18 protein-coding genes are annotated in these 21,635 nt (G+C 75.2%); 8 read left to right on the forward strand and 10 right to left on the reverse strand.

The annotated features are described in order from the left end of the window. The first annotated feature begins 112 nt into the window (after positions 1–112). Both ACI79Y_RS14315 and ACI79Y_RS14320 read left to right on the forward strand, forming a co-directional pair. On the forward strand, positions 113–1,744 hold the full coding sequence (locus tag ACI79Y_RS14315) for a methyl-accepting chemotaxis protein (protein WP_457159120.1): 1,632 nt from the start codon (positions 113–115) through the stop codon (positions 1,742–1,744). Positions 1,745–1,914: 170 nt separating this feature from the next. Beyond that, positions 1,915–3,552 carry a methyl-accepting chemotaxis protein gene (locus ACI79Y_RS14320; protein ID WP_457159121.1) on the forward strand — a complete coding sequence of 546 codons (1,638 nt, stop codon included), beginning with the start codon at positions 1,915–1,917 and terminating at the stop codon, positions 3,550–3,552. Between the two features lie 168 nt (positions 3,553–3,720). On the opposite strand, the gene ACI79Y_RS14325 is transcribed toward ACI79Y_RS14320, so the two are convergent. Next, positions 3,721–4,260 carry a bacterial proteasome activator family protein gene (locus ACI79Y_RS14325; RefSeq protein WP_457159122.1) on the reverse strand — a complete coding sequence of 180 codons (540 nt, stop codon included), beginning with the start codon at positions 4,258–4,260 and terminating at the stop codon, positions 3,721–3,723. Between the two features lie 87 nt (positions 4,261–4,347). Between ACI79Y_RS14325 and ACI79Y_RS14330 the strand changes: the two genes are divergently transcribed. The 3 genes from ACI79Y_RS14330 (at position 4,348) to ACI79Y_RS14340 (ending at position 8,864) form a co-directional block, all read left to right on the forward strand. Beyond that, complete coding sequence (locus tag ACI79Y_RS14330) at positions 4,348–5,565, forward strand: cysteine desulfurase-like protein (protein ID WP_457159123.1); 1,218 nt, start codon at positions 4,348–4,350, stop codon at positions 5,563–5,565. A gap of 72 nt (positions 5,566–5,637) precedes the next feature. Continuing rightward, positions 5,638–6,801, forward strand: a complete 1,164-nt coding sequence (locus tag ACI79Y_RS14335) for an acyl-CoA dehydrogenase family protein (RefSeq protein ID WP_457159124.1) — start codon at positions 5,638–5,640, stop codon at positions 6,799–6,801. Further along, positions 6,798–8,864 (forward strand): SpoIIE family protein phosphatase, encoded by a 2,067-nt coding sequence (locus ACI79Y_RS14340; RefSeq protein ID WP_457159125.1) that lies wholly within the window; start codon positions 6,798–6,800, stop codon positions 8,862–8,864. Before ACI79Y_RS14335 ends, ACI79Y_RS14340 begins: the two co-directional genes overlap by 4 nt. Positions 8,865–8,870: 6 nt before the next feature. Here ACI79Y_RS14340 and ACI79Y_RS14345 read toward each other — a convergent pair whose 3' ends face one another. The 4 genes from ACI79Y_RS14345 to folP all read right to left on the reverse strand — a co-directional run bounded on the left by ACI79Y_RS14345 (position 8,871) and on the right by folP (position 13,056). Further along, the gene (locus ACI79Y_RS14345) at positions 8,871–9,863 is read right to left on the reverse strand and encodes an NAD(P)H-quinone oxidoreductase (protein ID WP_457159126.1); all 993 of its coding nucleotides are present in this window, start codon (positions 9,861–9,863) and stop codon (positions 8,871–8,873) included. Positions 9,864–9,925: 62 nt separating this feature from the next. Continuing rightward, complete coding sequence (locus ACI79Y_RS14350) at positions 9,926–11,554, reverse strand: 4-coumarate--CoA ligase family protein (RefSeq protein ID WP_457159127.1); 1,629 nt, start codon at positions 11,552–11,554, stop codon at positions 9,926–9,928. Positions 11,555–11,637: 83 nt separating this feature from the next. Beyond that, positions 11,638–12,066 carry a PaaI family thioesterase gene (locus tag ACI79Y_RS14355; protein WP_457159128.1) on the reverse strand — a complete coding sequence of 143 codons (429 nt, stop codon included), beginning with the start codon at positions 12,064–12,066 and terminating at the stop codon, positions 11,638–11,640. A 129-nt stretch (positions 12,067–12,195) separates the two neighbouring features. After that, on the reverse strand, positions 12,196–13,056 hold the full coding sequence (gene folP / locus ACI79Y_RS14360) for a dihydropteroate synthase (RefSeq protein WP_457159129.1): 861 nt from the start codon (positions 13,054–13,056) through the stop codon (positions 12,196–12,198). 25 nt (positions 13,057–13,081) lie between these two features. Between folP and ACI79Y_RS14365 the strand changes: the two genes are divergently transcribed. Further along, entirely contained in the window at positions 13,082–13,621 is a 540-nt protein-coding gene (locus ACI79Y_RS14365) for a DinB family protein (protein ID WP_457159130.1), read from the forward strand. A gap of 93 nt (positions 13,622–13,714) precedes the next feature. On the opposite strand, the gene ACI79Y_RS14370 is transcribed toward ACI79Y_RS14365, so the two are convergent. Together ACI79Y_RS14370 and ACI79Y_RS14375 are read right to left on the reverse strand one after the other, a co-directional pair. Next, entirely contained in the window at positions 13,715–14,680 is a 966-nt protein-coding gene (locus ACI79Y_RS14370; protein WP_457159131.1) for an acetamidase/formamidase family protein, read from the reverse strand. A gap of 121 nt (positions 14,681–14,801) precedes the next feature. Continuing rightward, on the reverse strand, positions 14,802–15,089 hold the full coding sequence (locus ACI79Y_RS14375; protein ID WP_457079380.1) for an HU family DNA-binding protein: 288 nt from the start codon (positions 15,087–15,089) through the stop codon (positions 14,802–14,804). A gap of 335 nt (positions 15,090–15,424) precedes the next feature. Here ACI79Y_RS14375 and ACI79Y_RS14380 point away from each other — a divergent pair, with 335 nt between their 5' ends. Next, a complete protein-coding gene (locus ACI79Y_RS14380; protein WP_457159132.1) occupies positions 15,425–16,348 on the forward strand; it encodes an aldo/keto reductase in 924 nt (307 codons plus the stop codon). Positions 16,349–16,441: 93 nt separating this feature from the next. On the opposite strand, the gene ACI79Y_RS14385 is transcribed toward ACI79Y_RS14380, so the two are convergent. Both ACI79Y_RS14385 and ACI79Y_RS14390 read right to left on the reverse strand, forming a co-directional pair. Continuing rightward, positions 16,442–16,618 carry a DUF1059 domain-containing protein gene (locus ACI79Y_RS14385; RefSeq protein WP_457159133.1) on the reverse strand — a complete coding sequence of 59 codons (177 nt, stop codon included), beginning with the start codon at positions 16,616–16,618 and terminating at the stop codon, positions 16,442–16,444. Positions 16,619–16,668: 50 nt separating this feature from the next. Next, positions 16,669–17,904: an EAL domain-containing protein gene (locus ACI79Y_RS14390; protein ID WP_457159134.1), complete on the reverse strand. Its 1,236-nt coding sequence runs from the start codon at positions 17,902–17,904 to the stop codon at positions 16,669–16,671. Between the two features lie 25 nt (positions 17,905–17,929). Between ACI79Y_RS14390 and ACI79Y_RS14395 the strand changes: the two genes are divergently transcribed. Next, complete coding sequence (locus tag ACI79Y_RS14395; RefSeq protein WP_457159135.1) at positions 17,930–20,752, forward strand: SpoIIE family protein phosphatase; 2,823 nt, start codon at positions 17,930–17,932, stop codon at positions 20,750–20,752. 3 nt (positions 20,753–20,755) lie between these two features. Here ACI79Y_RS14395 and ACI79Y_RS14400 read toward each other — a convergent pair whose 3' ends face one another. Beyond that, the gene (locus ACI79Y_RS14400; RefSeq protein WP_457159136.1) at positions 20,756–21,466 is read right to left on the reverse strand and encodes a trimeric intracellular cation channel family protein; all 711 of its coding nucleotides are present in this window, start codon (positions 21,464–21,466) and stop codon (positions 20,756–20,758) included. Between the last annotated feature and the right edge of the window lie 169 nt (positions 21,467–21,635).

Consider the following 21,635-nt stretch of genomic DNA (forward strand, 5'->3'; position numbering starts at 1 on the left):
TCCGGACGGCGGAAGACAGCCGGGCCGCACTCAAGAGTTCCCTCGGTGGGACCGATCCCAGGGAAAGCAGGTCGTCCGCACCAGCGCAGGAGCCACCACGAAGGAGAGACCCATGGACGTCGACACGCCGAGCACCGCCCCCGAGCCGGGAGGTGCCGGACCGCTCGCTGGGCTCGGCCGGGTGGGGCTGCGGGGCCGGCTGCTCGCCGCGATCCTCGTCGTCGCCCTGGCCACCCTCACCGTGGGCGTCATCGGGATCCACCGGATGGGCACCCTGAGCCACCAGGCCCAGGAGGTCTACGACAGCGGCACCCGCCCGCTGGAGCAGCTGGACGACCTGGAGTCGTTGTGGTGGGAGCAGCAGGCCTACTCCGCCCGCTCGGCGATGGAGAACCTCCCGGACGAGGTCCTCACCCAGAACGCCGAGGCGGCCACCGAGGCGCAGGGCCGGATCACCGAGGCGCTCGAGGCGGTGGATCCCGGGGCGCTGAGCGCGCCGGTGCGGGCGTCGTTCGAGCAGTTCCGGGACGCCGCCCTCGGCTTCTTCGAGAACCAGGCGCAGATCCTGGCCAACGTCGGCGACCTCGAGCTGACCATGGCGATCGTCCCGCAGCAGCAGGAGCTGGAGGCGACCGCCATCGAGGCGATCACCACCGCGACCTCCGCGCAGAGCGCCGTCGCCGCGGCGACGGCCCAGGAGGCCCAGGACGCGTACGAAGCCGCCCGCACGCTGACCATCGTCGTGGTCGCCGCCGGCATCGCGGTGTCGGTGCTGCTGTCGCTGCTGCTCGTGCGCTCCATCACCCGCCCCGTGCAGCGGGTGCGCGAGGTGCTCGACCGCGTCGCCGAGGGCGACCTGAGCGTCCGCGCCGGGGAGACCGGCGGCGCGGAGATCGGTGAGGTCGCCCGGTCGCTGGACCGCACGCTGGAGTCCCTCGGTGGGGTGCTGTCGCTGGTGAGCGACTCGGCGTCGCGCCTGGGTGCGGCGTCGCAGCAGCTGACGGCGGGTGCGGAGGCGATGTCCGCGAACGCGCGGACGGCGGCGGGCCAGGCCGACCTGGTCGTGGCCAACGCCGGTGAGGTGGCCTCCAGCGTGGACACGGTGTCGACGGGCTCGCAGCAGATGGAGTCGGCGATCCGGGAGATCAGCCAGAACGCCAGCGAGGCATCGCGGGTGGCGAACCAGGCGGTGGGCGTCGCGGAGAGCACCACGCGGACGGTCGGGAAGCTGGGTGACTCGTCGCAGGAGATCGGCAACGTGGTGAAGACGATCACCTCGATCGCGGAGCAGACGAACCTGCTGGCGCTGAACGCCACGATCGAGGCGGCGCGTGCCGGTGAGGCGGGCAAGGGCTTCGCGGTCGTCGCCAACGAGGTGAAGGAGCTGGCGCAGGAGACGGCGCGGGCGACCGAGGACATCGCCCGCCGGGTGCAGGCGATCCAGGGCGACACCGCTGGTGCGGTGGACGCGATCGGCCAGATCAGCTCGGTCATCGGGGAGATCAACGACTTCCAGGCGACGATCGCCGCGGCCGTGGAGGAGCAGACCGCCACGACCAACGAGATGAACCGCAACGTGTCCGAGGCGGCGTCGTCCTCGCAGAGCATCGCCTCGGCGATCACCGGGCTGGCCGCGGGCACCGCGGAGACCAACCAGCGGGTCGAGGAGGCGCAGCGTTCGGCGGAGGAGCTGGCCCGGATGAGCGACGAGCTGCAGGCCGCGGTCAACCGGTTCACCGTGTAGCCGGTGCCGGTGCAGCAGGGCCCGTCCGGTGTGTGCCGGGCGGGCCCTCCTGCGTTCGGGTGAGATCCGGGCCGGCCGACGTCGGTTGCGCTCAACCGGTCCACCCGTCTGCCGATAGGGGGTGCGAGAGCGCTGGTCGGGACGGTCCCGCCGGCGGAGAGGGCAAGGACATGACTGTGGTGGGCGACTCGGTTCCGGACAGCGGCGCACGTGGGCCCGGGAGCCGGCTCGCCGCCCGGGTGGGCCTCCGCGGGCGGCTCGTCCTGGCCCTGGCACTGGTGGCGCTGGCCACCGTGTCGGTCGGCCTGTTCGGCGTCCAGCGGATGTCGGTGCTCAGCGACAAGGCCGAGGAGGTCTACGCCGAGGGCGCCGTCCCGCTCGACGAGCTGCGCCAGTTGCAGGTCGACTGGTGGCAGTTCTCCGCCGGTACCGCCCGCGCCCAGCTCACCGCACTGCCCGCCGAGACCCGGGCCGCGTACGCGCAGGCGGCGCAGAAGAGCTCCACGGCGCTCACCGACCACCTCGCCGCCGCCGCCGACCTCCCGCTGTCACCCGACGCCCGGACGGCCTACGAGGAGTTCGCCACGGCCACCCAGAGCTACCTCGGGATGCTGCAGCAGCTCACCTCGGGGCAGGGCAGCCGCACTCCGCAGCAGACGCTGGCCCTGATCGCCCAGATGAACGACGCGGAGACCGTCATCTCCGAGTCGCTCGTGGCGGCCACCACGGCTGCCGCCGACACCGCCGAGGCGACCGCCGCCGAGGCACGGGACGCCTACACCTCCGCGCGCACCCTGACCCTGCTCATCGTCGGCGTCGGACTCGTCGTCTCCTTCGTGCTGGCGCTGCTGGTGGTGCGCTCGGTGATGCGCCCGGTGCAGCGGGTCCGCGAGGTCCTGGACCAGGTCGCCGAGGGTGACCTCAGCGTCCGCGCCGGCGAGACCGGTGGTGCGGAGATCGGTGCGGTCGCTGCCTCGCTGAACCGCACCCTGGACTCCCTGGGCGGTGTGCTGCGGCTGGTGAACGACTCGGCCGGCCAGCTGGCCGCGGCCTCCCAGCAGCTGAACGCCAGCGCCGGCGCGATGGCGGAGAACGCCCGCACGGCAGCCGGCCAGGCCGACGTCGTGGTGGCCTCGGCCGGTGAGGTCGCCGCCAGCGTGGACACGGTGTCGACGGGCTCGCAGCAGATGGAGGCGGCGATCCGGGAGATCAGCCAGAACGCCAGCGAGGCCAGCCGGGTCGCCAACCAGGCGGTCGGCGTCGCCGAGGAGACCAACCGGATGGTCGGCAAGCTGGGCGACTCCTCCCAGGAGATCGGCAACGTGATCAAGGTGATCACCGGGATCGCGGAGCAGACCAACCTGCTGGCGCTCAACGCCACGATCGAGGCCGCCCGCGCCGGGGAGCTGGGCAAGGGCTTCGCCGTCGTGGCCACCGAGGTCAAGGAGCTGGCGCAGGAGACGGCGCGCGCCACCGAGGACATCGCGCGGCGGGTCGAGGCGATCCAGGCCGACACCTCGGGTGCGGTCGGTGCGATCGGGGAGATCAGCTCGGTGATCGCGCAGATCAACGACTTCCAGGCCACCATCGCCGCCGCGGTGGAGGAGCAGACGGCGACGACGAACGAGATGAACCGCAACGTGGGCGAGGCGGCGAGCAGCTCGCAGAGCATCGCCTCGGCGATCACCGGGCTGGCCGCGGGCACGGCGGAGACCAACCAGCGGGTCGACGAGACCCAGCGGTCGGCCGCCGAGCTGGCCCGGATGAGCGACGAGCTGCAGGCCGCCGTCCACCGCTTCACCCTCTGAGGGAAGCGCGCGGAAGCGTGCTGAGCGACGTCGGGCGGGGTCAACGCACGCGGAAGCGTGCTCAGTGATCCGGTCGCGGGGGCCGCAGGCTCCCCGACCGGATCACTGGCAACGGCTCAACGCCGGCCGGGCACGCCTCCTGGCCGCGGTGGAGGCCGGTAGGCCGACTCAGAGATACTGCCCGCCGCCGTGCCGGGGCTCGTGGCCGGGCTGGCCGGCGCCGCCGGGCAGCGCCTTGCGGCGCATCTCCTCCAGCTGGGCGCGGGCGGCCATCTGCTGGGCGAACAGCGCGGTCTGGATGCCGTGGAAGACGCCCTCCAGCCAGCCGACCAGCTGGGCCTGGGCGATTCGCAGCTCGGCGTCGGACGGCGTCTCGCCCTCGGTGAAGGGCAGCGTGATCCGCTCCAGCTCCTCCCGCAGCTCGGGCGCGAGGCCCTGCTCGAGCTCACGGATGGAGGAGGCGTGGATGTCGCGGAGCCGGTTGCGGCTGGCGTCGTCCAGAGGCGCGGCCCGGACCTCCTCCAGCAGCTGCTTGATCATCGTGCCGATCCGCATGACCTTGGCCGGCTGCTCGACCAGGTCGCCGACGCCGGGGGCGCCGTCGTCGCCGCCGTCCTGCGGCATGGGCATCGCGCCGACCGGCTGACCGTCGGGACCCACGACGAGGACCTGCTGGGGGTGGGGTTCACCGGTGCCAGGAGCAGTCATGGCCCCATCCTGCCCCGCGGCCGGGAGCCGTGGGCCCGGGGCCGCCCGAGGTGACCGTCGCCACCTCCGCCCGAATAGGCTCGCGGCATGTCATCGGGTGCCGGGCGGCTGGACGTCGCCCGCGTCCGGGGCCTGTTCCCGGGCCTGTCCGACGGCTTCGTGCACGCCGACGGCCCGGGCGGCACGCTGGTGCCGGAGAGCGTGGTCCGCGCGGTCTCCCAGGCGATGCGGGTGCCGATCGCGAACCGGGGCGGGGTGTTCCCCTCCTCGGCACGGGCCGAGCAGCTGGTCTCCGGTGCGCGCTCGGCCGTCGCCGACCTGGTGGGCGGCGTCGCGGGCGGGGTGGTGCTGGGCCCGAACGCCACCTCGCTGACCTACGCGGTCGCCCGGGCGCTGGCCAAGCACTGGCGCGCCGGGGACGAGATCGTGGTGAGCCGGCTGGATCACGACGCCAACGTCCGGCCGTGGCTCCAGGTGGCCGACCGGCTCGGGCTGGTGGTGCGCTGGGCCGAGGTCGACATCGAGACCGGGGAGCTGCCGGACTGGCAGTACGACGAGCTGCTGACCAACCGCACCCGGCTGGTGGCGGTCACCGCGGCCAGCAACGCCATCGGCACCTGCCCGGACGTCGCCGCGATCGCCCGCCGCGCGCACCAGGTGGGCGCGCTGGTGTACGTCGACGCGGCGCACGCGGCCCCGCACCTGCTGCTGGACCTCGAGCAGCTGGGCGCGGACTTCCTCGCCCTGTCGGCCTACAAGTGGTGCGGCCCGCACGTGGGCGCCGTCGTCGCCCATCCCGGGTTGTGGGAGGAGCTGTGGCCGGACAAGCTGCTGCCGGCGTCGGACCGGGTGCCGGAGCGCTTCGAGCCGGGCACCCCGCCGTTCGAGCTGTACGCCGGGGTCGCGGCCGCCGTCGACCACTTCGCCGCGCTGTGCCCGGAGGCGACCGGCACCCGGCGGCAACGGCTGGCCACCGCGATGGCCGCCGTCGGCCGGTACGAGGGTGAGCTGTTCGACCGGCTGGACACCGCGCTGCGGCGGATGGCGCACGTGTACGTGCTGGGGGAGCCGTGGCCGCGCACCCCCACGCTGTCGTTCACCGTCTCCGGCATGCGCCCGCGGCAGGTCGCCGGTGAGCTGGCCCGCCGCGGCATCTGCGCCTGGGACGGTGACTTCTTCGCCCGCGAGCTGTTCGACGCGATCGGTGTCAACGAGGCCGGGGGCGCCGTCCGGCTGGGGCTGATGCACTACAACACGGCCGAGGAGGTCGAGCGGCTGGTCGAGTGCATCGACGAGCTGGGCTGAGGGGACGGACCCGGCGCCCGGCAGGCGTCCGCTTGATCACGCGCCCCGTCCGCTCTGCCTATGCTCTGGCTCATGACAGCGGCCCCGGTGAGCATCGCGGAGGCAACCGCGCGGGCCGCCGAGGTCGCCGAGACCGTCGCCGGCCCGCTGGTCGAGCGGACCGACTCCGGGGTGTGGCCCGCCGAGGCGCTCCGGGCCCTGCAGGCCGCCGGTCTCGGAGGCCTCGCCGCGGCCCGCCCGATGGGTGGGTCCGGGCTGGGCCTGCGCGGGGTCGTCGCGGTCTGCGAGGCGGTCGGCCGGGTCTGCGCCTCGACGGCCCTGTGCTTCGGGATGCACTGCGTGGGGACGGCGGTGATCGCGGCGAAGCCGACACCGCGGCAGCGCCAGGGGTTCCTCGATGCCATCGTCGCCGGGGAGCACCTCACCACGCTGGCGCTGTCGGAGCCCGGCACCGGTGCGCACTTCTGGCTGCCGCAGACCCGCATGACGCGGGACGGGGCGGAGCTGCAGCTCGACGGCGAGAAGTCGTTCGTGACCAACGGCGGGCAGGCCGACTCGTACGTGGTCAGCACGGTCGCCGCCGACCCGGAGGCGCCGGTGGGGCAGTTCTCCTGCGTCCTCGTGCCCGGGGACACCGCCGGCCTGACCTGGACCGACCGGTGGGACGGCATCGGCATGCGGGGCAACGCCTCCCGGCGGGCTCGGCTGGCGGGGGTCCGCCTCGGCGTCGACCACCTCCTGGGCGCGGAGGGCGACCAGCTCTGGTACGTCTTCGAGGTGGTCGCCCCGTACTTCCTGATGGCGATGGCGGGCTCCTACCTGGGGGTCGCCCAGGCCTCGCTCGACGAGGCGGTGGCACACCTGGGCCGGCGGGCGCACGCGCACACCGGCCGCCGGCTGGCTGCCGAGCCGCTCCTGCAGCACCGGCTGGGGGTCCTGTGGGCCCAGGTCGAGCGCACCCGCCGGCTGGTGCACTGGGCGGCGGAGGAGGCGGACGCCGGCGGTCCCGACGCCCTGCCCGGCCTCGCCGCGGCCAAGGCGGAGGTCGCCCAGTGCGCGGTGCAGGTGACCAACGAGGCGATGACGCTGGTCGGGGGAATCGGCTACCGGGACCGCTCGCCGCTGGAGCGGCACCTGCGGGACGCCCGGGCGGCGGACGTGATGAGCCCGACGACGGACATCCTGCGCACCTGGACCGGCCGGGCGGTGCTCGGCCTGCCGCTCCTGGGCGAGTGAGCGCGCCCTCCGTCCCGGGTCGTTGCGTCCTCGTCGACGGCACGCCGCAGGACCTGGCGCGGCTCGGGGGCGTACCGGGCCTGGAGCAGGTGTCCGCCGTCGACCTGGCCGAGGCCCTCGGCCCCGCCGAGGCCCCGGTCGACCTCGTGGTGCTGGGTACCCAGGCCACGGCGGCGGTGCTCCTGGCCCAGCGCGCGCACCGCCTGGCGCCGGGTGCCGGGATCGCCGTCCTGGCGGTGGACCCGGTGGCGGTGCGCCGGCAGGCCGCCTTCGCCCCCGAGGTGCCCCTGGACCTGCTCGTCGCCGGCGTGGACGACCCGGACCTGCCCGCCCGGGTGCGCGAGCTGCGGACGGCCAGCCGGGAGCGGCGCCGGCACGCCGGAGTGCTCGCGGCGATCACGCGGCACCCCGGGTCGCCCGACTGGGCCGGGGCGCCGGGGGTGACCGCCGTCGGAGCCCTGCTGGAGCACGTCCCGATCCCGGTCCTGGTGGCCGAGCCGACGGGGGAGCTGCTGGGCTGGAACCGTCAGGCCGAGGACCTCCTCGGCCTCGGGCCGGCCGTGCTGGGGTGGCCCGTCGACGAGGTGGCCCCGGGCGCTCAGGCGGCCTTCTCCGGGGCCGGTGGGCAGCAGGGGCCGGCGCACATCGGCATCGCCGGCCGGGTGCTCGAACTGAGCTCGGCGACCACCCAGACCGACACCGGCCGGCCGGTGGTCCTGGTGTTCGCCACCGATGTGACGGCGCAGCGGGCGGCGGAGCGCGACCGCGACCGGCTGGCCGGGCACGTGCAGCTGCTGGCTCGCGTCTCCGAGTCGCTGATGGGCCCCCTGGACCTCACCGAGCCGCTGACCCGGCTGGCGCAGGCCCTCGTCCCGGGGCTCGCCGACTGGATCAGCATCCAGGTCCTCGACGGGCACGGTCAGCTGCACAACGTCGCCATGCGGCACCGCGACCCCGTGCTCGCGCCGGTGGCCCGGGCGGCGGAGGAGCTGAAGGAAGCGCGCCACTGCTTCACCGAGCCCAGCCGGCGGGCCGCGGCGGGGGAGCGGGTCCTGCTGCCCCGCATCGACCCCGGGGAGTTGGCCGGCCAGGTGGCCGACCCCGAACTGCGCGCCCTGGTGACCCAGCTGGGCATGGGGAGTGCGGTCGCCGTCCCGATCACCGGCCGGGAGCGGCTCCTCGGCTCCATCCTGCTGGTCGTCGCCCCGGGCGGGAACCAGCTGGGAGCGCCCGAGCTGGAGCTCGCGGAGGAGATCGGCCGTCGGGCCGGGGTGGCGCTGGACAACGCCCTGCTTTACGCCGGCCAGCGGCACCTCGCCACCGAGCTGCAGCGGAGCCTGCTCACCGCACCGCCGGAGACGTCCTTCGCCGACATCGCCGTCCGCTACCTGGCGGCCGCCCAGCAGGCCCAGGTGGGCGGTGACTGGTACGACGCGTTCCGCCGCCGCAACGGTGACCTGCTGGTGGTCGTCGGTGACGTGGCGGGGCACGACACGCGGGCCGCGGCGGCCATGGGGCAGCTGCGCGGGCTCGTGCGGGGCATCGGACACGCCGGCGCCGACTCACCCGGCTCGGTGCTCACCGCCGTCGACCAGGCGATCGAGGGCCTGGAGCTCGCGACGATCGCCACCGCCGTCGTCGCCCAGCTGGTCGCCCCCGAGCGGGACGGCGCCGCGGGGCTGCAGGTGCAGTGGTCCAACGCCGGGCACCCCCCGCCGGTGCTGCTGGAGCCCTCGGGGCGCGCCCGGCTGCTCACCCCCGGGGGTGGCAGGGCCGACCTGCTGCTGGGCGTGGACGCCGGGGCACCACGGTCGTCGGAGCGGACCACGCTGCCGGCCGGCGCCACGCTGCTGCTCTACACCGACGGGCTGGTCGAGCGCCGGGGGGAGTCGCTGGACGAGGGGACCGACCGGCTGCTGGCCACCGTCGAGGAGTGCGCGGAGGCCGACCTGGACCGGTTCTGCGACCGCGTGCTGACCAGGATGGTCCCGGAGCCGGGAGCGGACGACGTCGCGCTCCTCGCCGTCCGGCCGACGGTGCGCGGCGGCTCCCCGGAGGCGTGACCGCGCTCAGGCATCCGGGAGCAGCAGCACCTTGCCGATGTGCGCGCTCTCCTCCAGCAGGGCGTGCGCCTCCGCCGCGCGGGACATCGGCAGCCGGCGGTCGATGACCGGACGGACCACGCCGCGTTCGACGTCGGGCCACACGTCGTGCCGCACGGCCGCGACGATCTCCGCCTTGCCGCCACGGCCGGTGGCCGGCCGGGAGCGCAGCGCCGTGGCGTGCACGCTGCCCCGCTTGGCGAGCAGCCGGCTCAGGTCCAGCTCGGCCTTCCGGCCGCCCTGCATCCCGATCACCACCAGCCGGCCGCCGTCGGCGAGGACGTCGACGTTCCGGGCCAGGTAGGCGGCGCCCATGTTGTCCAGCACGACGTCGGCGCCGTGCCCGCTGGTGGCCTCCCGCACCCGCTCGACGAAGTCCTCGTCCCGGTAGTCGATCGCGATCTCCGCGCCGAGCTCCCGGCAGGCGGCGAGCTTCTGCTCGCTGCCGGCGGTGGTGGCCACCCGGGCGCCGGCGCGCACCGCCAGCTGGATCGCCATGGTGCCGATGCCGCTGGAGCCGCCGTGCACCAGGAACACGTCGCCGGCGCGCAGCCCGGCGAGCAGGAAGACGTTGGACCAGACCGTGCAGGTGACCTCCGGCAGGGCCGCCGCAGTGGCCAGCTCCACACCCGCGGGCCGGGGCAGCAGCTGCCCGGCCGGGACGGCCACCCGCTCGGCGTAGCCGCCACCGGCCAGCAGCGCGCACACCTCGTCGCCCACCGACCAGCCGGTGACGCCGTCCCCGACCTCGCTGATCACGCCGCTGCACTCCAGGCCGAGCACCTCGCTGGCGCCCGGCGGGGGCGGGTAGAAGCCCTGCCGCTGCATCAGGTCAGCCCGGTTGACCGCGGTCGCCACGACGTCGACGACCACCTCACCCGGCCCGCACACCGGGTCGGGCACCTCGCCCCAGCCGAGCACCTCGGGACCGCCTGGCTCGCTGATCGTCACCGCGCGCATCCCCCGACCCTAGGCCGATGCCCGTGCCGGCAGCCGGCCCGAGGTCGGCCCCGTCCAGAGGCTCACCCCGAGCTTGCGAGGGGCGAGGAGGACGGGGTCCTTCCTCTGAGGTCCTTGCGCAGGATCTTGCCGGCCATCGACTTGGGCACCTGTTCGATGAAATCCACCAGCCGGACCTTCTTGTGCGGCGCCACCCGCTCGGCGACGAACGCGACGACGTCGTCCTCGGTCAGCGCCGAGCCGGGTGCCCGGACGACGAAGGCCTTGGGCAGCTCGTCGCCGCTCTCCCGCTCCAGCACCCCGATGACCGCGGCGTCGGTCACCTCCGGGTGGCCCAGCAGCACGGCCTCCAGCTCGGCCGGCGCCACCTGGTAGCCCTTGTACTTGATCAGCTCCTTGACCCGGTCGACGACGGTGTACCGGCCCTCGTCGTCGACGATCGCCACGTCGCCGGTGTGCAGCCAGCCCTCGGCGTCCAGGGTGTCCGCGGTGGCCTGCGGGTTGTTCAGGTAACCGGCCATCACCTGCGGACCGCGCACCCACAGCTCGCCGCGTTCCCCGGGGGCGCAGTCCTCGCCAGTGGCCGGGTCGACCAGCCGGCACTCGGTGTTGGGCAGCGCGTACCCCACGGTGCCCTTCGGGGTGGGCCCGGCGCCCGCGGGCTCCAGCCCGGGCTCGGGAGTGGTGTGCGAGACCGGGGACAGCTCGGTCATCCCGTAGCCCTGCCCGACGCTGACGCCGTCCGGTGCCCCCTTGCGCAGCCGGTCCTGGGCGGCCTGGGCGAGGGACTCGTCCAGCGGGGCCGCACCGGAGGTGATGCTGCGCAGCGAGGAGAGGTCGAAGGAGTCGACCAGCGGGTGCTTGGCCAGCGCCAGCACGATCGGCGGGGCGACGAACGCCCGGGTGATCCGGTGGTCCTGGATGGCGCGCAGGAACTGCTCGAGGTCGAAGCGGGGGAGGGTGACCACGGTGCCGCCCCACTGCAGGCCCTGGTTCATCAGCACGGTCAGGCCGTAGATGTGGAAGAACGGCAGGACGGCGATGATCCGCTCGTTGCCCTCGTCGACCCCGGCCAGCGGGCGCGACTGGGTCACGTTGGCCACCAGGTTGCGGTGGGTGAGCATGACGCCCTTGGGCAGCCCGGTGGTGCCACTGGAGTAGGGCAGCGTGACCACGTCGGTGGCCGGGTCGATCTGCACGTCGGCGGCGGGCGCGTCGGTGGTGAGCAGGTCGCGCAGCGAGGCGTGCCCCTCGGCGCCGTCCATCACCACCACCTCGTCGACCGGCGCCTGCGCCACCGCGGCCCGCGCCCGGTCGAGGAAGGCGGAGATGGTGATCAGCACCTTGGCGCCGGAGTCCTTCAGCTGGAAGGCGATCTCGTCGGGGGTGTAGAGGGCGTTGACCGGGGAGACGACGCAGCCGGCCGCGGCGATGCCGTGGAAGACGACCGGGTACCAGATGGTGTTCGGGCTGAACACGGCGACGACGTCGCCCTTGCGCAGCCCGCGGGCGGCGAGCGCGGCGGCCATCCGCTGGACGTAGAAGGTCAGCTCGCCGTGGGTGATCGTCTCGCCGGAGATGCCGTCGACCAGGGCCGGGGACTCCCGGCGCTCGGCGGTGCCGGCCAGCACGAACTCCGGCACGGACAGCTCGGGGATCTCGACGTCCGGGTAACGACTGCTCAGCGCCACGGGGTCCTCCTCGACTGGGGTGTGGCGCCAGTCTCACATCTGGCGTGGCCCGAGTCACATACCGGGTTACCCGTGGGTAGTGCTCAGCCCCGCGGCCACAGCACCGACTGGGTGCACCGGAACAGCGCGATGGTCTTCCCGGTGGCCGGCGCGGAGACCACGGCGTCCCACACCTGCGTCGTCCGCCCGGCGTGCGCGTTGGTGGCGACCACCTCGATCCGCCCTTCGCGCGCGGTGCCCAGGTGGTTGCTCTTCAGCTCGATCGTGGTGAACCCGCTCGCGCCCTCGGGCAGCAGCGCCCGGGTGGCCAGCCCGCAGGCGGTGTCGGCCAGCGCCACCACGGACGCGGCGTGCAGGAAGCCGTTGGGCGCGAGCAGGTCGGGCCGGACGTCGAGGTGTGCGGCGAGCCGGCCGGGCTCGTGGTCGTCGATGACGATGCCGAGCAGCCCGGGCAGCGTGCCCGGCAGCAGGTCGTTGAGCTCGTCGGCGGTGTGGAACCCGGTGGCGGCCATGCCGGCGAACCTATCCACCCGGCCGGGTCGGCCCGGGATCAGGTGACCTGATCATGCGTGCTCCTGGCTCACGGCAGGAGGTGAGCCAGGAGCACGCGGGGTGAGCCAGGACGACGCCGCCGCCCGTGCTCACGCCAGGCCGCGGATGCTGCGCACCGGCGGCCGGTCGCCCTTGATCGAGGCCACCATGTCCAGCGTCTGCCGGGTCGCGGCGACGTCGTGCGCGCGGAACACCCGGGCGCCCAGCCAGGCGCTCACCGCCGTCGCCGCGAGGGTGCCGGTCAGCCGCTGTTCGACCGGCACGCCGAGGGTCTCCCCGACGAAGTCCTTGTTCGACAGCGCCACCAGCACCGGCCACCCCGTGGCCACCAGCTCGTCCAGCCGCCGGGTCGCCGCCAGTGAGTGCCGGGTGTTCTTGCCGAAGTCGTGCCCCGGGTCGACCAGCACCCGCTCGCGGTCCACCCCCGCCGCCACCGCCGCCTCGGCCAGCGCCGTCGTCCGGGCGACGACGTCGGCCACCACGTCGTCGTAGACGACCCGGTGCGGGCGGGTGCGCGGCGGCAGCCCGCCGGCGTGGGTGCAGACGATCCCGGCGCCGGCCTCGGCCGCGACGTGCGCGAGCTGCGGGTCGACCCCGCCCCAGGCGTCGTTGACGACGTCGGCGCCGGCCGCGAGCGCCTCGCGGGCCACCTCGGCCCGGTAGGTGTCGATCGAGATCGGCAGCCGCGGGTGGGCGGCGCGGATCGCGGCGACCAGGTCGACCGTGCGCCGGACCTCCTCCTCGGGCGGGACCTCCGCGCCCGGGGCGGCCTTCACCCCGCCGACGTCGACCATGTCCGCGCCCTCGGCCACCACCCGCTCGACCCGGGCCAGCGCGGCATCCAGCTCGTAGGTGGAGCCGCGGTCGTAGAAGGAGTCGGGGGTGCGGTTGACGATCGCCATGACGACGAGCCCGCCGTCCGGCACGTCGAGGGCACCGATGCGCAGCACGAGCTCATCCCAGCAGACTGTCGGGGTGATCGAGTTCCCACCCGCCCCCGACCGCGTCGACCCGCCCTACCGGGACGGCGAGCGCGCCGCCGTGGACGCCTGGCTGGACTTCCACCGCGCGACGCTGCTGCAGAAGTGCACCGGCCTCACCCCCGAGCAGCTGGGGGAGCGCTCGGTGCCGCCGTCGGGTCTGAGCCTGCGCGGCCTGCTGCGGCACCTGACAGACGTCGAGCGGTACTGGTTCACCCGCGTGATCGCGGGCCGGGAGTCGCCGACCGTCTACTGGGAGGCCGACGGGGAGGCCGACTTCGACAGGGTGGGCGCCGACGGCGACGACCCGGTGACCGCCGTCCCCGCCGAGCTGGCCGCGTTCACCGCCGAGCTGGAGGCCAGCCGCGCCGTCGCCGCCCAGCACGACTCGCTGGACGAGCTGAGCGCCGGGCTGCGCCACGGGGAGCGGGTGTCGCTGCGCTGGGTGTACCTGCACATGATCGAGGAGTACGCGCGGCACAACGGCCACGCCGACCTCCTCCGCGAGCGCATCGACGGCGCCACCGGCGACTAGTCGCCCGGGCGCCCTGGCTCACTGTGCGTGCTCCTGGCTCACCTCCGGACGTGAGCCAGGAGCACGCACGACCAGGTCACCTGATCCCGGGGCTCAGCGGACCGCGCCCCAGGGGAGGACGGCGTGCACGCCGACCACCTGGTTCACCACCTGGGTCACGCGCAGGTCGACCACCACGCTGGCCAGCGCGAGGGCGTCGGAGCGGCCGATGCCGTGCACCGCTGCCATGACGTCGAGCATCGCGTCCAGCGCGACGGCCGTCGCCTCGTCCAGGTCGTCGGCGACGCCCATGGTCACCCAGCCCGCGGGGGTCTTCGCCACGGGCGTGGTCAGCGCCCGGCCGAACAGGTCGGGCAGCACGTCGAGGGTCAGGTCGACGCGTTCCAGCGGGCACTCGATCGCCGTCCCGGCGACCTCACCGTCGCCCTGCGCGGCGTGCCCGTCGCCGACCGAGAGCAGCCCGCCGGGCACGGTCACCGGCAGGTACAGCGTCGAGCCGGCGACCAGCTCGCGGCAGTCCAGGTTCCCGCCGTGCCAGTACGGCGGGATCGTCGAGTGCCGGCCCGGCTCGGCCGGGGGCACGCCGACCACCCCGGGGAACGGCCGCAGCGCGACCGAGTGCCCGGCCTGGTTGCGCCCCACTCCCGCGGTGGCGTCGAGGGTCCACCGGTGGACGACGGGGGCGGCGGTCACGCCGAGCCACTCGTTGAGCGCCGTGGACCGCAGCCCGACGTAGGTGGTGCCGAACGACCCGGGGACGACGTCGTCGATGCGGATGCTGAGCACCTGCCCGGGTTGGGCGCCGCGGACGGCGATCGGACCGGTGAGCGCGTGCCCGGACGCCGGGTCGTGCGCGGGGTGCCGGGGGCGGGCGGCGAGGCCCGCCATGACGTCCGGGCCGGTGTCCGGGCCGGTGTAGGGGCCGGTCGACCAGCCGGAGTCCAGGGTGCCCAGCCGCACCGACGCACCCGGGTCGACCGTCAGCGCCGGGGGCCGGGCCGGGTCCCAGGAGCCGTGCAGGGTGCGCTCGTCGGGCAGCAGGACGTGGTTCGGCTCCATGCCCCCATCCTGGCCGGGCACGCCTGCGCCCCCGTCCGCGGGAGCGGAACGGGGGCGCAGATCGGCCTGGCCGCAGGGTCCCGCGGCGCGCGGAGCGCGTCGTGGGGGGCCAGTCAGGTCCTCACTCGACCGGGACGGCGGCGGCGGCCTTCTTCAGGTTCGAGCCGGCGGTCACCTTGACGGTGTTGGCAGCAGCGATCTCGATGGACTCGCCGGTCTGCGGGTTGCGTCCGGTGCGGGCGGAGCGCTGCGCGCGCTCGACGGTCAGCAGGCCGGGGACGGCCACCTTGTCGCCGCGGGTGATGGCGTCGACGAGCTCCTCCTGGAGACCGTTGATCACGGAGTCGACGGTGCTGGCGGGGACGTCGGCGCGCTTGGCGATGGCGGAGACGAGTTCGGCCTTGTTCATGCGGGTTCCTCTCGGTGTCGTGATCGGCGGCCCGGCCCTCGGGCGGGCCGCCGTGGTCGTCGCGCCCGGTCGGACCGGGTGCGGCCCCCGGGCGTCCTGGCGGACGCCGGGGCCTCCACTGGGCTCGCCGCCGGTGTGGCGGGTGCCCGGTGGGCGGATCTGGCCGACCCCGTCGTCGACCAGCAACGGGCGGCACGTTGCCATGCCGACCTGGGTGTTGGCGAGCGATGAGCCCGGATTCCGGGGCTTTTCTACCCGCAGGTCACTTTCGTCACGCAGTTGATCACGCTCCATCCGGCGCGCGCGGCACCGGGTGCCGTCCTAGCGTGGACGCCATGCCACAGCTCCCCGGGACCGACCTGACCGTCAGCGACCTCTGCCTGGGCGGCAACGTCTTCGGGTGGACCGCCGACGAGCCGACGTCCTTCGCTCTGCTCGACCGCTTCTCCGACGCCGTCCCCAGCACCCAGTCGCCGTTCGTCGACACCGCCGAGATGTACGGCAACGGCGTCTCCGAGACCATCCTGGGCAACTGGATGGCCGAGCGCGGCATGCGCGACCGGATGGTGGTGGCCACCAAGGCCAGCCCGGGGGAGAAGGAGCACCCGCTGTCGGCGGGGGAGATCCGGGCGGCCTGCGACCGGTCGCTGCGCAACCTGCAGACCGACCACATCGACCTCTACTACGCCCACTACGACGACGACAGCACCCCGCTGGAGGAGACGCTGCGGGCCTTCGACGAACTGGTGCAGGCCGGCAAGGTGCGGTATGTCGCGGCGTCGAACTACTCCGCGGTCCGGCTGACCGAGGCGCTGCGGACCTCCGACGAGCTCGGCGTCGCCCGGTACGTGGCGCTCCAGCCCCACTACAACCTGATGGAGCGCGCGGTCTACGAGGACGAGCTGCAGGCCGTCGCCGCCGAGCACCAGCTCGGCGTCATGCCCTACTTCGGGCTGGCCCGGGGCTTCCTCACCGGGAAGTACCGGGCGGGGGAGACCATCGACTCCCCGCGCGCCAAGGGCGCGGCCCAGTACGTGGGCGAGAAGGGCGACCGGGTGCTCGCCGCCCTCCAGCAGGTCGCCGACGCCCACGGCGTGACCGGCGCCGCCGTCGCGCTGCGCTGGCTCGCCGACCAGCCCACGGTGACCGCGCCGATCGCCAGCGGCCGCAGCGTCGAGCAGCTGGCCGACCTGCTGCCGATGCTGGACCTGGTGCTCACCGGCGAGCAGCGGCAGCTGCTCACCGACGCGAGCGCCTGAAAGACGGCCCCGTCCTCCTCACCCCTCGCACGCTCGGGGCGAGCCTCTGGACGGGGCCGTCGGCTGGGCACGCGGCGTGAGTACCTGCCGCTGCTATGCCGCGGCGACGATGTGCGCGCGGACCTGGGCGACCAGCTCCGGCGGCACGCTGCTCAGGCCGTGGTCGGCGGTCGCGTGCGCGGCGACCTGGGAGAGGACGGCGTCCTCGTCCGGTGCGGTGGAGCGGGCGGTGCAGCCGGGGACGACGTCCCCGCAGGCGAAGGCCTGCACGGATCTCTCCTCGAGACTCGGTGGGCCGGTCGTCGGGTGCCGGCCGGGGGTCAGCGGCTGGCCGATGCGGAGGCCAGGTCCTCCATCCGCAGCAGGCCCAGCACGGCGCCGGTGCGATCGGTGCAGACCACCGGGTCGAAGCGGTGCACCGGCGGCCGGGTCAGCGCCCGCTGCAGCGTCTCGGCCACCCCGGCCGAGGGCAGCACGCGCAGCGAGACGGGGGCGCGGTAGGCGGCGCCGGTGCGCGGGTCGGCGAGCACCAGCTCCACCGGCACCTCGTCGGCGTCCAGCACCACGTAGGGCGGCGGGGCGTCGTCGTCGCCGGGGCCGTGCTGCCGGACCGGGCGCAGCAGGCTGGCCACGCTCTCGCTGAGCTGGGCGCGGGCGACGCTGGCGCGCACCAGCTGCTCGGCCTCGGCGGACAGCGGGGCGAAGGAGGGAGCGGGCCGGCCGAGCAGCCAGCCCTGGGCCAGGGGGACGCCGAGCCGGACGAAGGCGGCCAGCTCGCCGGGGGTCTCGATGCCCTCGGCCAGCAGCCAGGCGTCGATCCGGCTGGTGAAGGTGCCGACCATCTCGGCCAGCGCGGTCTTCACCGGGTCGGTGTCGGCACCGGAGACCAGCGCGCGGTCGAGCTTGACCAGCTGGGGGCGGACCTCGGCGATCTGCTGCAGACCCGACCAGCCGGAGCCGGCGTCGTCGATGGCGATCAGCGCGCCGCGCCCGCGCAGCGCGGCGGTCTGCCCGCGCAGCGCGGCCAGGTCCGGGGTGGGCATGTGCTCGGTCAGCTCGATGACCACCCGCCGCAGCGTCGCGGGCTCGGCCAGCGCGGCCGCCACGGGACCGCTGTCGAGCAGGTGGGGGCTGACGTTGACGGTGAGGAAGGTGTTCGGCGGCAGGTCCGGCAGCGCGGCCAGCGCCCGGCGGAGCGCGAGCGCCTCGAGCTGGGCGCCCAGCCCGGCCTCGGCCGCCGCGGCGAACCAGACGTCGGGGGAGGCGGTGCCGGGGAAGCGGGCCAGCGCCTCGTAGCCGGCGACGGTCGCGGTGGCGAGGTCGACGATCGGCTGGAACACGACGCTCAGGTCGTCGGCTCCGGCCAGCAGCGGGCGGCAGTCCTCGTGCTGGGGGCGCAGGGTCGAGGTCACCTCTCCCAGATCGGCGCCGCCGCGCCGCTCCTTGAGCGCCCGGACCAGGACGGCGCCGACGCCGGTCACCCGGTTCGCGCCGGTGACGTGCCAGCATGGTGCGCCGCGCACACGCGCCCGGGCCCGCCGGACGCCGCCGCGCACGGGGACCAGGGGGAGGCCGGCCGGCGTGTCCGAGCTGCGTCCGTCCCCCGATCCGCTGACCGATCCGCAGCGGGTCGACGCTGCCCGCCGGCTCGCCGCCGAGCTGACCGGCACTGCACCGTTCGACCGGCTGACGGGGATCGCCACCCGGCTGGTGGGCGTCCCGTCGGCGCAGGTGGTGCTGCTCACCGACGTCGCGGTCGCCCTGGGCGGCGCGGGCCGGCCGATCGCGGTGGGCGACACCACCCCGTTGACCGAGGTGCCCGGGGCGGTCGCCGTCCGCACCGGCGCGGTGCTGGTCGTGCCCGACGCCGCCACCGACCCGCGCGTCGCCGACCTGCCCGCGGTCGCCGCCGGGACGCTGGGGGCCTGCCTCTCGGTGCCGCTGCAGCTGGCCTCCGGGCACCGGGTCGGGGCGCTCAGCCTGCTCTCGCCCACCCCGCGGGAGTGGACCGAGCGGGACGAGCTGGTCGCGCGGGAGGTCGCGGCGACCGTCGTCACCGAGCTGGAGCTGGTCGCCGCCTCGGCCGCCGCCCGCTCCTCGCTGACCCGGCTGGAGCTGGCGCTCGAGGCCGGCTCCGTCGGCATCTGGGAACGGGACTTCCGTACCGGCCGGGTGTTCTGGGACGAGCGCAACGCGGCGATCTTCGGCGTCCCGGGCCCGGTGGAGCTCGACTCCGAGGAGGCCGTGCTGCCGAGGCTCCACCCCGACGACCACGCCACGGTCACCGACGCGATGCGGGCCGCGGTCACCGGCAGCGGGGAGTTCACGGCCGAGATGCGCGTCCTCCGCGCGGACGGCGTGGTGCGGTGGACGGTGTCCCGGGGCCGGGTGCTGCGCGATGCGCTGGGCGCGCCGCTGCGGCTGGTCGGCACCACGGTCGACGTCACCGACGCGCGGGAGGAGACGCAGCGCCGGCTGGTCGCCGTGCAGCGCGCGGCGGCGATCGCCGAGGTGGCCGTCGAGCTGGCCAACGTGGCCGGGATGACCGACCTCGCCGAGGTCGCGCTGCGGGGGTGCCGCGCCGTGCTGGGCGCCTCCGGCACCGCCCTGGCGGTCTTCGACCCGGCCAGCGGCGAGCTGCTGCTGCACCTCACCCGGGGCCTGGTCGACGCCGTGGAGTCCGGTGCGGACGTCGAGCTGCCGCCCGGTGGCGTTCCGCTCGCCCTCGACGACGAGCTGCCCACCCAGTACGTGGCCCGGCACGGCGAGCCGGTGCTGCTGGCCGACCGGGCGGCGGCGGTGGCCCGCTTCCCGCGGATGGCGGAGATCGGCGACCTGGTCGGGGTGGGCGCGGTGGCCGCCCTGCCGCTGCGGGTGGAGGGTCGGCTGCGGGGCAGCTTCGTGGCGGTCTGGCCGGGTGGCCGGGCGTTCGGCGGCGATGACGTGGCGATGCTGGAGGCGCTGACCGCGCAGATCGGGCTGACCGTCTCCCGGCTGCAGGCCGACGCCCAGCGGGACGCCGCGGTGGCCGCGCTGACCGTGGCCAACGCCCGGCTGCAGCTGCTGGCCGAGGTGGGGCGGGTGCTCGCCGGCACGCTCGACATCGACCAGCAGCTGGACCGGCTGGCCGAGCTGGTGGTGCCGGCCCTGGGCGACTGGTGCTGGGTGGTGGTCACCGACGAGCAGGGCCGGATGCGCCGGGTGGCCTCGGCGCACTCCGACCGCGCCCGCCGCGAGGAGCTGGAGCGCTACGTGCGGGCCATGGTCGGCGGGATGAGCGACGACGCCGCCGCGCGCGTGGTCACCCGCACCGGCCGACCCGTCGTGCTGTCCCAGCTGGACCAGGCCTACCTGGAGCGGGCGCTGCCGGACTCCGAGGCCCGCACGTTGCTCGCCGCGCTGGCCCCGCAGGCCGGCGTCGTCGTTCCGCTGGTGGCCCGCGGGGAGACGCTCGGCGCCCTCGGCATCTACACCGGCGCGGAACGGGAGGTGCGGGCCGAGGCGGAGCTGGACACCGCGGTGGAGGTCGGCCGACGGGCGGGCGCGGCCCTGCAGCAGGCCCGGCTGTTCGGTCAGCAGCGGCAGCTGGCCGAGACGCTGCAGCGCAGCATGCTCACCGCCCCGCCCGCTCCGGACCACTGCGAGATCGTCGTCCGGTACGTCCCGGCCGCCGCGGGGGCCGAGATCGGCGGTGACTGGTACGACGCGTTCGTGCAGCCCGACGGGGCGACCGTGCTGGTCATCGGCGACGTGGTGGGCCACGACAGCCGGGCGGCGGCCGCGATGGGGCAGCTGCGCGGGCTGCTGCGCGGCATCGGCCACCACACCGGTGGCACCCCCGCGGAGCTGCTCGGCGGGTTGGACCGGGCCACCGCGGGGCTCGACCTGGACACCATGGCGACCGCGGTGGTCGCCCGCCTGGAGCAGGACGACCCGGAGCTGCAGCGGGGGCAGACCCGGGTGCGCTGGTCGTCGGCAGGGCACCCGCCGCCGGTGCTGATCGGGGCCGACGGCACGGTCACGCTGCTCGACGACCAGGACCCGGACCTGCTGCTGGGCGTCGACCCGGGCACCCCGCGCAGCGACCGGGTCGCCACGATCGGCCGGGGCGGCACGCTGCTGCTCTACACCGACGGCCTGGTCGAGCGCCGCGACCGCGACCTGGACGCCGGTCTCGCGGAGCTGCGCCGGGTGCTCACCGACCTCACCGACCTGCCGCTGGAGGGGCTCTGCGACCAGTTGCTGGCGCGGATGTACCTGCCCGACACGGAGGACGACGTGGCGCTGCTCGCCGTCCGGGTGCACCCGCAGGACCGGCCCCGCCCACCCGAGGCAGGTCCGCAGCGGGTGCCGCCGGGGATCGAGCCGGCGCCGCCGGTCATGCCGCCGGCCGCCGGCGACTGACGGTCACCGCCGCCCCGGCCGTCGGCGTGGCCGGGACAGCCGTCGGCCCAGCCGGCTGCGCGCCCGTTGCGGCAGGTCGACGGCGACCGGCGCCTCCCAGCCGCGCCACACCGAGAGCACCCGCAGGGCGGCCACCAGGGTGATGACGATCGCGGCGACGGGCAGCGGCGGCAGGTCCAGCGGCCCGGCCAGGACGGTGAGGACGGCGGCCCCGAGCAGCGCGGCGACGGCGTTGTACGGGCCGGGCCCGACGATGTCCGCCCGCTGCGCCAGCAGCATGTCGCGGATGAGGGTGCCGCCGACAGCGGTGAGCGTGCCGATGAAGACCACCGAGGCGTTGGGCAGCTCGGCCAGCTGGGCCTTCTGCGCGCCGATGACGGTGAAGAAGCCCAGCGTGAGGGCGTCCAGCACCACCAGCAGCCGGGTGAGCCGGGACAGCCAGCCGGAGAAGTAGAAGGTGACCGCTGCGGTGACCGCCACGGTGGGCAGGTAGGCCGGGTCGGTCAGCGCGACCGGCGGGTCGGAGGCGAGCAGGACGTCGCGGATCAGCCCGCCGCCGAGGCCGCCGCTGATCGCCAGCAGCAGCACACCGGAGACGGCGAACCCCTCCCGGGCGGCCAGCAGCCCACCGGTGAGCGCGCCGATGACGATCGCCGCGAGGTCGACCACCTGCGGGATGCGCAGCGTCTCGACCGTCGCCGCCAGGACCTCCACGGCCGCACATCATCCGGCCTGGCTCCCCCGTCCTCCCGCCCACCCCGCGCTTTCTCGCGAGAAAGCCCGCGCACTTCCTCGCGAGAAAGCCCGCGCGGGGTGGGGGGGGGCGGCGGGGGGGCGGGGGGGGGGGGGCGGGGGGGGGGGGGGGGGGGGGGCGGGGGGGGCG

Source organism: Modestobacter sp. SYSU DS0875 (assembly GCF_054050915.1).

Bases quoted from the DNA above. Each gene is read 5' to 3' on its own strand.
- ACI79Y_RS14335 (WP_457159124.1), top strand. From the start codon at position 5,638: ATGACAGCGGCCCCGGTGAGCATCGCGGAGGCAACCGCGCGGGCCGCC.
- ACI79Y_RS14380 (WP_457159132.1), top strand. From the start codon at position 15,425: ATGCCACAGCTCCCCGGGACCGACCTGACCGTCAGCGACCTCTGCCTG.
- ACI79Y_RS14320 (WP_457159121.1), top strand. From the start codon at position 1,915: ATGACTGTGGTGGGCGACTCGGTTCCGGACAGCGGCGCACGTGGGCCC.
- ACI79Y_RS14355 (WP_457159128.1), bottom strand. From the start codon at position 12,066: ATGGCCGCCACCGGGTTCCACACCGCCGACGAGCTCAACGACCTGCTG.
- ACI79Y_RS14370 (WP_457159131.1), bottom strand. From the start codon at position 14,680: ATGGAGCCGAACCACGTCCTGCTGCCCGACGAGCGCACCCTGCACGGC.
- ACI79Y_RS14315 (WP_457159120.1), top strand. From the start codon at position 113: ATGGACGTCGACACGCCGAGCACCGCCCCCGAGCCGGGAGGTGCCGGA.
- ACI79Y_RS14325 (WP_457159122.1), bottom strand. From the start codon at position 4,260: ATGACTGCTCCTGGCACCGGTGAACCCCACCCCCAGCAGGTCCTCGTC.
- ACI79Y_RS14375 (WP_457079380.1), bottom strand. From the start codon at position 15,089: ATGAACAAGGCCGAACTCGTCTCCGCCATCGCCAAGCGCGCCGACGTC.
- ACI79Y_RS14345 (WP_457159126.1), bottom strand. From the start codon at position 9,863: ATGCGCGCGGTGACGATCAGCGAGCCAGGCGGTCCCGAGGTGCTCGGC.
- ACI79Y_RS14330 (WP_457159123.1), top strand. From the start codon at position 4,348: ATGTCATCGGGTGCCGGGCGGCTGGACGTCGCCCGCGTCCGGGGCCTG.